General features: G+C 68.0%; 21 protein-coding genes. 2 read left to right on the top strand and 19 right to left on the bottom strand.

The genetic code is table 11. The features are described from left to right. Positions 1-11: 11 nt before the first annotated feature. The 19 genes from ACFYRH_RS33530 to ACFYRH_RS33440 all read right to left on the bottom strand — a co-directional run bounded on the left by ACFYRH_RS33530 (position 12) and on the right by ACFYRH_RS33440 (position 11166). Positions 12-239 carry a hypothetical protein gene (locus ACFYRH_RS33530; protein ID WP_387783688.1) on the bottom strand — a complete coding sequence of 76 codons (228 nt, stop codon included), beginning with the start codon at positions 237-239 and terminating at the stop codon, positions 12-14. 16 nt (positions 240-255) lie between these two features. Beyond that, on the bottom strand, positions 256-708 hold the full coding sequence (locus ACFYRH_RS33525; RefSeq protein WP_387783686.1) for an SRPBCC family protein: 453 nt from the start codon (positions 706-708) through the stop codon (positions 256-258). Positions 709-1037: 329 nt separating this feature from the next. Beyond that, a complete protein-coding gene (locus tag ACFYRH_RS33520; RefSeq protein ID WP_387783684.1) occupies positions 1038-1370 on the bottom strand; it encodes a hypothetical protein in 333 nt (110 codons plus the stop codon). 211 nt (positions 1371-1581) lie between these two features. Next, positions 1582-1788, bottom strand: a complete 207-nt coding sequence (locus tag ACFYRH_RS33515; RefSeq protein ID WP_387783972.1) for an enolase C-terminal domain-like protein — start codon at positions 1786-1788, stop codon at positions 1582-1584. A gap of 13 nt (positions 1789-1801) precedes the next feature. After that, a complete protein-coding gene (locus tag ACFYRH_RS33510) occupies positions 1802-3595 on the bottom strand; it encodes a thiamine pyrophosphate-requiring protein (protein ID WP_387783682.1) in 1794 nt (597 codons plus the stop codon). A gap of 98 nt (positions 3596-3693) precedes the next feature. Beyond that, complete coding sequence (locus tag ACFYRH_RS33505) at positions 3694-3930, bottom strand: Rho termination factor N-terminal domain-containing protein (RefSeq protein ID WP_387783680.1); 237 nt, start codon at positions 3928-3930, stop codon at positions 3694-3696. Positions 3931-3963: 33 nt separating this feature from the next. Next, the gene (locus tag ACFYRH_RS33500) at positions 3964-4257 is read right to left on the bottom strand and encodes a gas vesicle protein K (protein WP_387783678.1); all 294 of its coding nucleotides are present in this window, start codon (positions 4255-4257) and stop codon (positions 3964-3966) included. Next, positions 4254-4433: a gas vesicle protein gene (locus tag ACFYRH_RS33495; protein WP_387783676.1), complete on the bottom strand. Its 180-nt coding sequence runs from the start codon at positions 4431-4433 to the stop codon at positions 4254-4256. Before ACFYRH_RS33495 ends, ACFYRH_RS33500 begins: the two co-directional genes overlap by 4 nt. Next, entirely contained in the window at positions 4430-5233 is an 804-nt protein-coding gene (locus tag ACFYRH_RS33490) for a GvpL/GvpF family gas vesicle protein (RefSeq protein WP_387783674.1), read from the bottom strand. The genes ACFYRH_RS33495 and ACFYRH_RS33490 overlap by 4 nt, the downstream gene beginning before the upstream one ends. Further along, a complete protein-coding gene (gene gvpJ, locus ACFYRH_RS33485; RefSeq protein WP_387783672.1) occupies positions 5226-5570 on the bottom strand; it encodes a gas vesicle protein GvpJ in 345 nt (114 codons plus the stop codon). The genes ACFYRH_RS33490 and gvpJ (ACFYRH_RS33485) overlap by 8 nt, the downstream gene beginning before the upstream one ends. 10 nt (positions 5571-5580) lie before the next feature. Next, a complete protein-coding gene (locus ACFYRH_RS33480; RefSeq protein WP_387783670.1) occupies positions 5581-5961 on the bottom strand; it encodes a gas vesicle protein in 381 nt (126 codons plus the stop codon). 5 nt (positions 5962-5966) lie between these two features. Then, positions 5967-6215 (bottom strand): gas vesicle protein GvpG, encoded by a 249-nt coding sequence (locus tag ACFYRH_RS33475; protein ID WP_387783668.1) that lies wholly within the window; start codon positions 6213-6215, stop codon positions 5967-5969. Beyond that, positions 6215-6976: a GvpL/GvpF family gas vesicle protein gene (locus ACFYRH_RS33470; protein ID WP_387783666.1), complete on the bottom strand. Its 762-nt coding sequence runs from the start codon at positions 6974-6976 to the stop codon at positions 6215-6217. The genes ACFYRH_RS33475 and ACFYRH_RS33470 overlap by 1 nt, the downstream gene beginning before the upstream one ends. Then, on the bottom strand, positions 6973-7386 hold the full coding sequence (gene gvpJ / locus ACFYRH_RS33465) for a gas vesicle protein GvpJ (RefSeq protein WP_387783970.1): 414 nt from the start codon (positions 7384-7386) through the stop codon (positions 6973-6975). The genes ACFYRH_RS33470 and gvpJ (ACFYRH_RS33465) overlap by 4 nt, the downstream gene beginning before the upstream one ends. 66 nt (positions 7387-7452) lie before the next feature. Beyond that, complete coding sequence (locus tag ACFYRH_RS33460) at positions 7453-8724, bottom strand: SRPBCC family protein (protein ID WP_387783664.1); 1272 nt, start codon at positions 8722-8724, stop codon at positions 7453-7455. Positions 8725-8729: 5 nt separating this feature from the next. Continuing rightward, complete coding sequence (locus tag ACFYRH_RS33455) at positions 8730-9668, bottom strand: hypothetical protein (protein WP_387783662.1); 939 nt, start codon at positions 9666-9668, stop codon at positions 8730-8732. A gap of 81 nt (positions 9669-9749) precedes the next feature. Continuing rightward, a complete protein-coding gene (locus ACFYRH_RS33450) occupies positions 9750-9977 on the bottom strand; it encodes a hypothetical protein (protein ID WP_387783660.1) in 228 nt (75 codons plus the stop codon). A 235-nt stretch (positions 9978-10212) separates the two neighbouring features. Beyond that, positions 10213-10386 (bottom strand): CsbD family protein, encoded by a 174-nt coding sequence (locus ACFYRH_RS33445; RefSeq protein WP_387783658.1) that lies wholly within the window; start codon positions 10384-10386, stop codon positions 10213-10215. A gap of 93 nt (positions 10387-10479) precedes the next feature. Then, a complete protein-coding gene (locus tag ACFYRH_RS33440) occupies positions 10480-11166 on the bottom strand; it encodes a GAF and ANTAR domain-containing protein (RefSeq protein WP_387783656.1) in 687 nt (228 codons plus the stop codon). A gap of 377 nt (positions 11167-11543) precedes the next feature. Here ACFYRH_RS33440 and ACFYRH_RS33435 point away from each other — a divergent pair, with 377 nt between their 5' ends. Together ACFYRH_RS33435 and ACFYRH_RS33430 are read left to right on the top strand one after the other, a co-directional pair. Beyond that, the gene (locus ACFYRH_RS33435) at positions 11544-12515 is read left to right on the top strand and encodes a TIGR03557 family F420-dependent LLM class oxidoreductase (protein ID WP_387783654.1); all 972 of its coding nucleotides are present in this window, start codon (positions 11544-11546) and stop codon (positions 12513-12515) included. A 117-nt stretch (positions 12516-12632) separates the two neighbouring features. After that, positions 12633-13436 carry a sigma-70 family RNA polymerase sigma factor gene (locus ACFYRH_RS33430; protein ID WP_387783652.1) on the top strand — a complete coding sequence of 268 codons (804 nt, stop codon included), beginning with the start codon at positions 12633-12635 and terminating at the stop codon, positions 13434-13436. The last annotated feature ends 12 nt before the right edge of the window (positions 13437-13448 follow it).

The raw sequence follows: 13448 nt of genomic DNA, 5'->3' as shown, positions 1-13448 counted from the left end.
AGAGGGCACTGTCAGGCATCGTGGACGTCGACGTCCACGGACCGGTCCTCGGTCGTACGGATCTGATCCCGCCGATGTTCGAGAAGGTCCAGAACCCGCGGACGCTCGCCGTGGTTGCGCTCGTACCCGATGAGTTGCTCGACCTGCTCGATGTCGAGCTGCCGGATCCGCGACGGCAAGGAGCCTGCCGGCAGGAGATCGAAGTCCGGAACCGGCAGCGCACCGTTCCTGTTGGTCATGGGTCGCTCCTTCCGGCTACCGCGGTACGTCGCCGCGCCAGCTGCCGGTGGCGGTGTCGCGGCTCTCGATGAAAGCCTTGAAGCGTTGCAGATCGCCCTTCACCCGGCCCTCGACGACGCCGGCCTTGTCGGCGACCTTCTCCAGGAAGCCCTCGGGATCGAGGTCCATCTGCGCGGTCACCCGGCTGCTCGTGTCGGACAACTTGTGGAACGTCACCACACCGGCATGCTGCGGACCGGAATCCGACTTCCAGGCCACGCGCTCGTCGGGATGCTGCTCGGTCACGGTCGCGTCGAACTCCCGGGTCGCGCCACCGACTTTCACCACCCAGTGGTTGTGCGTCGCGTCGAGCTGCCGGATCTCTTCCACGCCCTCCATGAACTGCGGAAAGGACTCGAACTGCGTCCACTGGTTGTACGCCGTCGTCACCGGAACGTCGACGTCGATCGACTGCGTGATCGTGCCCATGCCTGTTACCTCCAAAGAGTTCCTGCGTTCGGTCGTCTCGTACGCCGTCAGCCGCGGCCCGAGAGGTGTTCGTCCGACGGACGGTAGGGAGTAGGGCCAGTCGCTCTCTGCTGTAAAACCTCCGCCATGAGTCGGCTCTGCCGCCATGGCTGTCCTGCTCCCCTTCACTCGCGACTCAACCACCGCCGGACGCCGCACCCGGGATCAGATCACCCGACAGCAACTCGGTACCCACAACCCGCGACCGAACACGTCAGTGCCCGAACTTGTGCAAAGGTTGTTCAACCCAGTCGCCGGGTACCGAGCTGTGATGGAGATCGGCCAACGGTCTACTTCCCGTCGTCGCGATGCGCCGAGGCGTCGTCGGGTTCGCTCAGTTGGCTCAGGTCGATGCGGCGGCTGCGCACGAGATAGAAGGTGCCGCCGGCAACCACGGCCGCGACGACCAGGACGGCGATGACAACCAGCGGCGCTTTGTTGAAGTCGTTCGCGTCGGGGTCACCCGCACCCGGCGGATCAGCCTTCGGCGACGCTGTGGAACCCAGCGTCGGTGTCGGCGTGGCGGCCGGCTCCTGAGGCGTCCCGGCCTTCGCCTGCGCGGGAACGGAGGCCGAGGCGAGGAGTAGGAGGCACAGCGCCGCCGTCGCGATCGCGGCTCGCATCAGTTTTCTCACCATCGATTTCCGGTGCCCGGACGTTCTTGGCACAAACACCCGTCAGGCGACGCGGTACGTCGCGGCGGGTAGGGCGATCCAGGTGAGACCGTGGCCCGGGGTGTCGTCAGCCGCCGACACCTCGCCGCCGGATGGATCGGGGAGGCCGTCGAAGAGCATCGACTCGATGCGGATAGGTCGTACCCGTACTCCCCCCGCGTCACGTCGGTACCAGTCTGCCGCGCACAGTACGAAGACCGGCGAGATCATCCGAGGACACCGGCTCCTCGAACCACGTCACGTCGTACGTCGCCGAGCGCGACGCGACCCGGCACGCCTGGCCGACCGAGTACCAGCCGTTCGCGTCGACGGCCTCCGGCGCGTCGGTGGGAATCGTGTACGCCGACGCGCGGACGGAGTCGATCACCGCCAAGTGGGACTCACGACGTCTTGCCGCCCGGGAGGAACTCCTGGACCTTCGACTTGACGCCTTCCTTCACCACGCTCACCCGGTCACTGTCCCCGCGCACGATCGACTCCAGCGCCTTCTCCAGCTGGTCCCAGGTCGCGTGCGGCGGGATCGGCGGTACGGCGGGATCGGTCCGGAACTCCACCACACACGGACGGTCCGCGCGCAGCGCCTCCTCCCAGGCCGGTACGACGTCCTCGGGCTTGTCTGCCACCACCCCGTGGAGACCGATCAGCTTCGCGAACCCGGCATACGGGAACTCGGGCAGCTCCTGTGAGGGCAGGAACTGTGGCGAGCCGCCCATCGCCCGCAACTCCCACGTCACCTGGTTCAGGTCGTTGTTGTGCAGCACCGCGACCACCAGCCGCGGGTCCGCCCACTCCTGCCAGTACTTCGCGATCGTGATCAGCTCGTTGATCCCGTTCATCTGCATCGCGCCGTCCCCGACCAGCGCGTACGCCGGCCGGTCGGGCAACCCGAACTTTGCCCCGATCACGTACGGCACGCCGGGCCCCATCGTCGCCAAGGTCCCGGACAGCGAGCCCCGCATCTCCCCGCGGATCCGGATGTGCCGCGCGTACCAGTTCGCCGCCGAGCCGGAGTCCGCGGCGAGGATCGCGTTCGAGGGCAGTCTCGGCGACAGCTCGTGGAAGACCAGTTCGGGGTTGATCGGATCGGCCGACGTGTACGCGCGCCGCTCCATCACCTCCCACCAGCGCGACACCTTCGACTCGATGTCCGCGCGCCAGGACCGGTCGTCCTTGCGGTGCAGCAACGGGATCAGCGCCCGCAGCGTCGGCGCCGCGTCACCCACGAGATTCACCTCGAACGGGTACCGCATCCCGATCAGCGTCGGATCGATGTCGATCTGGATCGCCCGCGCCTGACCGAACTCCGGCAGGAACTGGCTGTACGGGAAGTTCGACCCCACGACCAGCAACGTGTCGCAGTCCGTCATCAGCTCGTACGACGGCCGCGTCCCCAGCAACCCGATCGATCCCGTCACCCACGGCAGGTCGTCGGGCAGCACGTCCTTGCCCAGCAGGGCCTTCGCGACACCGGCACCCGTGATGTCGGCCAGTTCGGTCACCTCGTCGACCGCGCGCCGCGCACCCTGCCCGACGAGGATCGCGACCTTCTCGCCCGCGTTCAGGATCTCCGCCGCGCGGTCGAGCTGGTCCGGCTCCGGCACCGGCGCCGACCAGCTCAGGTCAGTGCTCGACGGCACCATCTTGAACGCGTGCGACGGCGGTGTGTACTCGAGCTCCTGCACGTCCGCCGGGATGATCAGCGCGGTCACGGTACGCCGGGACTCGGCGATCCGCAGCGCCCGGTCGAGCACGTTCGGCAGCTGCTGCGGGACCATGACCGTCTCGCAGTAGTCCGACGCGACGTCCTTGTACAACGTGTGCAGGTCGACCTCCTGCTGGTAGCTGCCGCCCATCGCACTGCGAGCGGTCTGACCGACGATCGCCACCACCGGGACGTGATCGAGCTTCGCGTCGTACAAGCCGTTCAGCAGGTGGATAGCACCCGGCCCACTGGTCGCCGCGCAGACCCCGACCCGTCCGGTGAACTTGGCGTACCCGACCGCTTCGAACGCCGCCATCTCCTCGTGCCGGGCCTGCACGAACCGCGGCTGGTCGTTCGCCTTCTCCCAGGACGCCAGCAGCCCGTTGATACCGTCACCGGCGTACCCGAAGACGTGGTCGACGCCCCACTCGCGGAGGCGCTGGAGTACGTAGTCGCCAACAGTCGTGCTCATGTCAATCCTCCTGCAGGTCGAGGTACCCGGGCCGCTCGCGGGCAAACAGGCGCGCCGTCGTCTGGATTCTGCGTTGTCCTCTCCGGTGACGAGTCCGGTTACGAGCGGGCCTTGTGGACCGCGCGGCTGAGCTCGGCCTTGGTCATCTTGGACCGGCCCCTGATCCCGAGCCGTTGCGCTGCCGCGTACAGCTCGGCCTTGGTCTCGCCGGACCTGTGCCCGCGGGCGTTCGCGGACAGGTCCTGCACACCGGACTTCACCTGCTCGTAGGCATCGGTGACCTTCTCCTCCAGCCGGTCGCCGAGCTTGGTGCCAATGCTGTCGTACGACGTCATGGCCACCACTCCTTCCACTTTCTCCGTGCGGACCTATTCCGCAAGCAGCGATCCGAGCGGTCCGAGATCGATGTTCAGGTCGGACGCGCTCAGCCCGAACCGCTCCCGCAGCTCGGTCATGGCCGCCTCGAGCCGCATCAGCCCGAGGCCGAGCTCCTCGACCTGCGACGGGCTGAGACCGCCCTGATCGATCCTCCGGATCGCCTGTCTTTCCATCAGCTGCCTGACCAGTTCGACGATGGTGAGCACCAGCTTGAACAGCTCGCGCTCCACCGTGTCGGCATTGGCCTCGATCCGCTCGGTCAACGGCAGCAGCGGTTCGGTCATCGGCGGTTCACCTCGTTCCGTACCGAATGGATGACGGCCGACAGCTGGATGTGGACGAGGTCGACCTCGGCAAGCGAGATGACGACATCGCCCGAGATGACGACACCCTTGCCCAGCAGCCGGTCCAGCAGGTCGACGAGGCTCGGCTGCGCGGTCGCACGTTCCGGAACGGTCATCCGTCGTCCAGTACGGCGAAGGAGTACGGCGGCCACGGTCCGTCGACCTCGATGCACAGCGACGGATAGATGTCCCGCAGCCGGTCGACGACCTGGAAGAACTCGGAGCTGCGATCGTCGTCGACGAGGAAACTGGCATTCAGCAGCATCGGCTCCGGCCGGTCGGTGAGGCGCCGGTCCTGGATCATCAGCCGTCGGGTCGCCGCGGTCGCGGGAGCCAGGTCCCAGAACAGCTGGTCGCCCCGCATTCGCTGAGCTTCGGCCGTCTCCTCCCGGCCACGGATCTCCGCACGTCGCCGTTCGAGATACGCGGCACCCGACTCCGGGGTATCGGCCGCCGCCGGCGCGGGCTTCGCCGACTGCTCGCGGCCGAAGGCCTTGACGCTCCACTCGCTGCGCCGGTCGAGCCGGTCGAGCGCGTCGACCAGCTTCTCGTACAGCTCGTCGATCCGGTCGCGGACGGCGTCGTCCGACCGATAGATCGTGATCAGGCGGAACGGCGCCAGCGCGGTCGTGTTGGCGGCGGCCCGTCGTACCACCTCGTCGTGTCTGCGGGCCGTCCGCTCCACCCAGTCCAGGTTCTCGAGGTTCCGCCGCAACGCGGCCTCCCCGAACTCCGCGAGGTCCACGCTGCTCACCACGACCTGCAGACCGCGCCAGGAGATCAGGCGGACCGCCGGCTCGTCGACGCCGGTGAGGCCGTCTACGGACTGCTCGTCCAGATGTACTCCGACCGCGTAGACGTACGTACCGGTCTCAGTCCCGGTCTCAGGCCCGGTCTCAGGCTCGGTCTCAGGCACTGCCTCGCTCCAACTCTTCCACCCGCTCGCGGAGCTTGCGGTTCTCGTCGGTCAGCTTCTGCGCGTCGGCGTTCGCGTCCGCGGACAGCATCGGGTCGCTGGTCCACCAGTCGATGCCCATCTCCATCGCCTTGTCGACGGAGACGACGACCAGCCGGATCTTGATGGTGAGCAGCTCGATGTCGAGCAGATTCACCCTGATGTCGCCGGCGATGACGATGCCCTTGTCGAGCACTCTCTCCAGAATGTCGGCCAGGTTGTCCGGACGCGGGGCCGCGGACGAGGCGCCGTACCGGGCCACCGTCTCCGGGCGCCGCGCGATGGACGGTTCGGTCATCAGTACTCACTCATTCCTGGATCCGGCCGCGCACGTAGCGCCCGGTCCGCCGGTAACCGAGCACTGCGCCGTCGTCGTCGACCTCGACCTCGTAGACGGCCAGGATGTCGGTCGTCGCGGGGATCCGCTCCGACTCGACCACCTGGACCTGGACACTCCAGCCGCTGTCCTGCTTCTCCACGCCGATGATCGACTCCGCCGTCCGGCCGATCAGATCTGCCAGCTCGCGGGCGGCGTTCACCGCGACGGCGCGCATCGGCAACCGTCCCGAGCGCGCCGTTCCGGACTGCCCGTTGTGCGCGCCACGAGCAGTCGGCTCGCGGCGGCCGGTGCCGCCGCTCCGGGCGGGCCCCGTACTCGAGGATCTGGTGGACTTTCGTGGCGTCGCCATGATGATCAGCTCTCCAACCGTTGCCGTTCATCGGCCTCGAACAACCGCGCCAGCAGCTCGTCCTCGAGGACGGTCGCCTCGTCCGGGTCGATCTTCCCGCTCTCGCGCAGATCCTCGATCTGTTCGATCTGGTTCCGGATGGCCGCCGGGTCGTAGTACTCCCGCTCGGCCTGCCGCCGGATCTGCTCCGCCAGCGCCACCGTCGCACGCACCGGCGCCAACGGCAGAGTGAGCAGACTCGTCATCAAACCCATCAGTCCTCCGTCGTCACGAAGTCGTACGGCGCGGTCGGCCCGATCAACTTCAGCCGGGCCCGGCCGGCGAATTCGTTGGCCAGCCCCTCGACCGTCCGCTCGAACGCAGCCCGGCCGGCGTCCTTGACCAGGACCGCGACGTCAAGCAGGCGATCCAGCCCCGCGCTGTCGCGGACGTTGACCGCGGTCGCGTGCGGTTCGAGCGCCGTCAACAGCCGGTGCCCGTCCTGCGCACTCTTCGCTTCGAGCGCTCCGGCGACCAGTTCACCGAGACGAACCCGATCGGCGTACGACGAGACGTCGGGCCGGTCTCGCGTCGCCGCACGCAGCTGCGCGATGGCCGGGTTCTCGGCGACGACCTCGGTGAGCACCTGCCGCTCGTCGTAGCGTGCCCGGACCGTGAACTGCGAGTGCCCGGACAGCTCCGCCAGCAGTGCGCGGTACCGGTCGTGCCCTGGCTTCAGAACATCGCGCTCCAAGGCCTCACGGTCCAGCAGCACGGCGCCGAAGCGAACCGGGATCACCGGCCCAGCGGCGGCGACGGTGTCCAGCACCCGGCCGTGGGCCAGCAGATCATCCCGTCCGGCGACGGACCGATCCCGATCGGCCAGGCTGATCACCGCGGCGACGTCGCGATGCGGCACCACTGTCACGATCTGTCCGCCGACGCCTTCGAGATCCGCCGGCACCACGAGCTCCGGCCCGGCGATGCCGTACAGGTAGCACCCGAGGTCGACGTCGTTCGGCGTGGTCAGGGTCATCCGTCACTCCTTCGCCGCCGAGCGGCCGCCTTCTTCGCCGGACGCCGTCGCGGACGGGACTCCTCGTACTCACGCGCTTCGTCGTCTTCGCCGTCCTGGTCGTCCTCGTCACTACCGAGGAGTGCCTCCTTCGCGCCGGAGAGCAGCCCGCGGGACTTCCCGTGCGCCCCGCTCTCGGTCATCTCGTCGATGACCTCGGGCAGGTCCTTGCCCTTCTCGTACAGGTCGAGACGGTTCGTGGCCTCGGCGAAACGCAGGTACGTGTCCACGCTCGCGATCACGATCCGCGCGTCGATGGTGAGCAGCTCGATCCCGACCAGCGAGACCCGGATATAGGCATCGATCACCAGGCCCTTGTCCAGAATGCTGTCGATCACGTCGGCGAGACCGCTCGGTGCCGGCCTTTCCAGGTAGCCTCCGCCGGATCGGCGCGGGCCAGTGGTGGCGACGGTCATGGTGCTCCTCCCGGTCGGGTCTCAGCTCGCACGCCGGTGCCGGCGTGTGTCGGTCTCGTCGTCCTCGTCCTCGTACTCGTCCTCGGGTTCCTCGTCGTCCTCGTATTCGTCCTCGTCCTCGTCGTCGGCTTCGTCTTCGTCTTCGTACTCGTCGGCGTCCTCGTACTCGCCCTCGTCGCCGGCCTCGTCGTCGTACTCGTCCTCCGGCTCCTCGTCGCCTTCGTCCTCGTACTCGTCGTCTTCGTACTCGTCGTCGTCGCCGGCCTCAGCTTCGTCTTCGTCCTCGTCGCCCTCGTCGTACTCGTCCTCGTCGCCGTACTCGTCCTCCGGCTCTTCCTCGCCGTCGTCCTCGTACTCGTCCTCCGGCTCCTCGTCGCCTTCGTCGCCCTCGTCGTACTCGTCGCCCTCGTACTCGTCGTCCCCGTACTCGTCGGACTCGTCGTCGGAGCCTGCTTCGCCGTCGCTCTGGACGCGGCCCTCGTGGATCTCACCGTGCCAGCCCTCGACCTCGTCGGGCTTGAGGATGACCCGCGTCATCACGTGCCGCTGGAAGTGCTTGAGTTCGACACGTGCCCGCCGGCCCTGGGCGCGCCAGATGTTGCCGACGCGCTCGAACAGACCCTGCGGGTAGTACTCGAGGACGACGATGACGCGGGTGAGGTTCGGCGCGAGCTCGTGGAAGGTCACCGAACCGTCGACGTGTCCCTTCTGGCCCTTGGAACGCCAGACGATCCTGTCCTCCGGGACCTGCTCGAGAATGCTCGCCTCCCAGGTCCGGTGCGACCACATGATCTTCGCCTTGAAGTCGAGCTTCTCGTCCTCCTTCTGCTCGACCTTCTCGACCTTCTTCATGAATCCCGGGAAGTCCTGGAACTGGGTCCACTGGTTGTAGACGACGTCGATCGGTACGCCGACGTCGATCGACTCGATGATGGTCGTCGCCTTGAGCGGGTTCGTACCGCCGCCCGAGCCGGACCCTCCGCCGAGCGCCTCCACGGCTTTGTCCTTGGCCCCCATCAGCCCGCCCTTCAGCGCACCCATCAACGGCGAACCGCCGGTCGCGGCCGCCTTCCCACCTTCGGCCAGCGCCTTCCCCGTCACGCCGCCGTTGCCGGCGACGTCGGTGAGCCGCTCGGTGAGATCGGAGATCTTGCCGGAAGCAACTTCCGCCGTCCGCTCGGCCGCGACCGACAGCGCTTCCTGGAGTTCGCCCTTCAACCGGTCGACCGGCAGCTCGTCGAGGATCGACATCAGAACGCCACCCGGCTCCTGATCACGCGATCGTTCCGCCATCGTCGTCACCCACGCTTCCGGGCCGAGGAGCCGCCCGACCTACTCGTCGCCTTCGAGGCCGTCTTCTTCGCCGCTGTCTTCCGCGCGGCGGTCTTCCGCGGCGGCGAGGCCTTCTTCGCCGCGGCTTTCTTGGCGGGAGCCTTCTTCGCCGGAGCCTTCTTGGCCGCGGCCTTCTTCGCCGGAGCCTTCTTCGCCGCGGAACCGCCCTGGCCGGCCGGCCCCGAGGCCTTCTTCGCCGTACCGCGCCGAGCGCTGGTGCTCGAGCCACCGGACGCCTTGGCCGCCACGCGTTTCCCCGTACGCCCGCTTCCCGAGCGCCCACTCTCCGAGCGACCGTTCCCCGAGCGCCCGCTGTCGGAGCGCCCGTCGTCCGGGCGTCCGCTTCCGGAGCGACCGTTCCCCGAGCGCCGGCGGGACGGACGATCGTCGGACTCGTCGGCGCCTACATCGTCTGCACCCTCGTCCGCATCCGCCTCGTCCGGGCTCTCGTCGTCGGACGACCGGTCCCGATCCGTGTCATCGTCACCGCGCCGACGGACCGCACGCAGTCCGCGGCGCCGCCGCGGCCGTTCCTCGTCCTCGGCCGGCTCCTCGTCGCCGTTCTCGCCGTTCTCGTCGCTCTCGTCGCTGCCGCCGAGGGACAGCATCCGGTCGGTCCGATCACGGATCGAGTCACTCACCCGGTTCAGCCGGTTGCTCGCGGCCGCGACCGCCGCCTCCCGGCCGGCTGTGACGAGCTTGCCTCGGACCTGGTCGGACAACTTGGCCAGCTCCGGGTTCTGCTCGACCATGGTGGCCAGTTGCTGCACGATGGCCCGCGGGTCGGTCGCGATGCGCTTGCCGGCCAGCAGACTGCCGACCGTGATCGCCAGCTTCAGCTTCTTGGTGCGGCCGAGCAAGTAACCGCTCGCGACGGCAGCCGCCACCTTTCCGGTGGTATTCATGAATTCTCCTCACAGCTACAGATGCCGATCTCGGTAGAGCACCGATCGGCTTCGGGCAACGAAATGCGGATCCCGGCCCCGCTACTCGGTGAGGGCGGCGAGCCGACGCAGCACCGGGAAACTCGGATACGTCTCGGCGCGCACTTTGTCGAGCAGTACGGCGACGTACGTCTGCACCTCGTCCGGGCGCAGCAGGGTCTCGATGAGATCGAGCATCGACGTCGACGGAAAACGGTCCTGCGCCACCTTGTCGAGCAAGGTCTCCAACAGCAGCTCTCTGGGCTGCGCCGACGGACGCTCTTCAGCCATGGTCGCTCCCCAACTCTCCCCGTGCCGGAAATGGTGGAGAGGCGGTACCCGGACAATCACCGGCAAAACGAAATTCGAAATTCCTGCGCTCCGCACATCGATCGTCGCAATACGCGCCGGTTCATTCCAACGATCATTTCAAACAATCGAATTCGGGAACGCCGCGCATGACGAAGCCCAGGACAAGTGGGCGTCCTGGGCTTGTCGCGGAAGCGTCCGCGCACCTCGCCGCTGGTCAGTGCTTGAACGCGTCCTTGGCCTTCTGGCCGGCTTGTTTCAGGTTGGCCTTGGTCTTCTCCGCCTGGCCTTCGGCCTGCAGGTCGCGATTGTCAGTCGCGTCGCCCGTCATTTCCTTGGCCTTGCCCTTGGCCGCCTCGGCGGCGTTCTTGGCTTTCTTCGGCACACTCATCGGTCTCTCCCTTCACGGGCTCGGTGTTCGACCCCGTCCCCGGTGCCCGCGCCGTACCCGGTCATGCATCACCCCCGCCGGCGCCGGCGGGCATCAGGACGGGAGGTTGCGGGTGTCGATGAGTTGCTGGGCGACGGCGCGGAGCTTGGTGTTCGTCGACTGGGAGTAGCGCCGCAGGACCGCGAAGGCCTGGTCGGCGTCGAGGCCGAAGCGCTCCATCAGGATGCCCTTGGCCTGTCCGATCAGATCGCGGGCGTCGACCGCGATCCGCAGCGACTCCTCAGCGCGAACCGCAGCCAGAGCCGCGGTGGCGTGCTCCGCCAGCACGTCGGCGACGGCCAGGTCGTCCGCGCCGAACTGGCCGGCCTCCGCGCCGTACAAGCTGAGGACGGCCAAGGCCCGCAACTCTCTGGGCAACGGCAGATGTACGACGCTGCGGAACCCGGAGACCGCCATCTGCGCCGACCAGGCGGAATCCCAGCGATCTTCGGTCCGGGCGTCGACGACCGCGATCATGCGGCCGCTCCGGATCGCCTCGAGAAGGGGGCCTTCGGCTCCGTCGACCTGTACCTTGTACAGCGCCTCGATGCTGGGGTCCGTGGTCGCGGCGATCTCGAGGGAGCCCTGGTTCACCAGGACCATGCCGGCGGCAGTGCAGTGCACCGCGTGCAGGGCGAAGCGGATGATCTCGTCGACCGTGCCGCCCATACTTCCGGCGGCGCGCAACTCGGTCGCCAACAGCGCGAACATCTCGGCGGCGGCGAGCTCACCAGGCTGCATCCTGGCCTCCAGGCATAGGTCAGCACCATGACTGCCCACACTGTCGGAGCCGTACAGCGCTCATCCTGCACTACCCGCCGCCCCGTAGGCCACGAACACACCGGGTCGGGACGTCCCCACTGAGGGGGCGGCCCGGACCGCTCTCGGCTGAACGATCCGGGCCTCGAACCATCCGAACCCCCCGGGCGGCCGGGTGGTTCTGACTCGGCAGTACCCGCTTCGGAGACATCGATTCCCCATTGTCCCCAGAAGTTTCCGGGCGACGGTTCCGGAACCGGCGAGGCTTCGAAATCCGGCCGTCCCGGCGCTCGTCCGCGGACGATTGGCGACCGCCGGAACGGGCACCCGATGGACGAGGCGACGAATCGGAGGCGACCGTGAAGATCGGATACTTCCTGTCCAGCGAGGAATACACGCCCGCCGAGCTGATCGAGCAGGCACGGATGGCCGAGGAGGCCGGGTTCGACGGGTTGTGGATCAGCGACCATTTCCATCCGTGGAACGACGAACAGGGGCAGAGCGCGTTCGTCTGGTCGACGATCGGGGCGATCTCCCAGGTCTGTGAACTGCCGGTGACCACCGCGGTGACGTGCCCGACCGTGCGGATCCACCCGGCCGTGATCGCGCAGGCGGCGGCGACCAGCGCCGTACTGCTGAACGGGCGGTTCCGGCTCGGCGTCGGGACGGGTGAGGCATTGAACGAGCACGTCCTCGGGTCCGGGTGGCCGACCGTCGACGTCCGGCTGGAGATGCTCGAGGAAGCCGTCGAGATCATGCGGCGGTTGTGGACCGAAGACGGGTTCGTCAGCCATCACGGCCGGCATTACACGGTCGACACGGCCCGGATCTACACCCGCCCGCAGGAACCCCTGCCGATCTACATGTCCGGGTTCGGGCCGGAGGCAACCGATGTCGCGGCCCGGATCGCGGACGGATACCTGACCACCTCAGCGGACCCTGACCTGCTGCGCCGGTTCCGTGACCACGGCGGCGGCAGCAAGCCCGCGCAGGCCGGCTTCAAGGTCAGCTACGCCCCGACCGAGGAGGAAGGCATCGAGCAGGCGCACCGGATCTGGGCCAACTCCGGTCTGCCCGGCGAGCTGGCGCAGGTGCTCCCCTCCCCGCGGCATTTCGAGCAGGCCAGTCAGCTGGTGACCAAGGAGTCCACCGCGAACTCCGTGACTTGCGGTCCGAAGGCCGACGACCACGTCGAGGCGTTCACGCCGTACGTCGACGCGGGATTCGACGAGGTGTACGTCGCGAACATCGGCCCGCACAGTGTCGACATGATGAACCTCTACCGCACCGAAGTACTGCCCGAGCTCCGCAGGCGTCACGTCGGCCGTTGAGCCGACGTACCCCGCCTGGGGGATTCGGACCGCGTGGGGTGGGTACTCGGACAGGGTCCCGGTGGTGGTCGAACAGCGTGCCGTACGCACCGGGAACGTACGACTGGGACCTCTAACATGTCGATCAGTAGCCCAGACCCCGCGCTGTCGTTGGACACACACGCGAAGAGCCGGGCGGCTCAGGCCGCGCACACCGAACAACTGCTCCGGGCGGCCGACGCCGCCGACGGCGAGCAACGCGACGAACTACTCGATGCGGCCGTGGTGGCCGGCGTGCCGCTGGCCCGCACGTTGGCCCGACGTTTTCGCGGTCGCGGCGTCGATGACGACGACCTCGAGCAGGTCGCGTTCGAATTCCTGATCAGGGCCGTTCAGAACTACCGGCCGACCGACGGATCCGACTTCCGTTCGTACGCCGTACCAACGATCCGTGGCGGGCTCCGGCACCACTTCCGGGACAACGCCTGGGCGGTCAAGCTTCCGCGCCGGCTGCAGGAGACCCAGGCCCGGGTCAATCAGGTCGAGTCCGGCCTCGCCGTCGATCTGGGGCACTGGCCGAGCCATGCCGAGGTCGCGCAGGAGATCGGCGTCGATGTCGCCGAGGTCTCCGAGGCCGAACAGGCCCGCGGCTGCTTCCGGCCACTGTCGCTCGATGCCCCGATCACCGGCGACCGCCCGGACCTGAACTGGCTGCAACTGGTTGCCGACCCCAACGACACCTTCGCGCTCGTGGACCAGGTCGAATCCCTGCTACCCGTGGTCGAGAGCCTGACCGACCGCGACCGCCTGGTGTTCCGCCGACGCTTCGTCGACCATCACAGCCAGGCCCAGATCGGTGCCGAGGTGGGGATCAGCCAGATGCAGGTCTCCCGCCTGCTCCGCAGCATCATGGGCCGGCTCCAGCTGGCTCTGACCGCGTAAGACCCACGGAAT

Source organism: Kribbella sp. NPDC004875 (assembly GCF_042873375.1).
Classification (GTDB): domain Bacteria; phylum Actinomycetota; class Actinomycetes; order Propionibacteriales; family Kribbellaceae; genus Kribbella.
This window is presented reverse-complemented; position numbering and strand designations above follow the sequence as displayed.